The 226-nt window shown below is 31.0% G+C and carries 1 protein-coding gene; it reads left to right on the forward strand.

Going from position 1 to position 226, the window contains the following annotated elements; all coding sequences use genetic code 11:
• The coding region (locus M901_RS17970; protein WP_034720663.1) for a hypothetical protein at window positions 1-226 on the forward strand (226 nt) is incomplete at both ends.

A 226-nucleotide genomic window follows, 5' to 3' on the forward strand; every position in this document is an offset into this window, starting at 1 on the left:
TTCAATGATAAAACACTTTCATCGATGTCTGATTATTATTTTAAGCAGTCTTATACGATGAAAATCTTCTTCAACGATAATTCAAATCACAAGAAGAAATATATTGATGAGTCGGGTTTTACTGACTTTTGTGAGAGTTTTTTCTCATGGGATTTTTGTTATTCTACTTATTCGAACTTTGAGTGGGAAGATGAGTTGGACAAGAGTCACGAGTTTTTCTATTTTT

Origin of the sequence: Bacteriovorax sp. DB6_IX, from assembly GCF_000447775.1 — a bacterium.
Taxonomy (GTDB): domain Bacteria; phylum Bdellovibrionota; class Bacteriovoracia; order Bacteriovoracales; family Bacteriovoracaceae; genus Halobacteriovorax_A.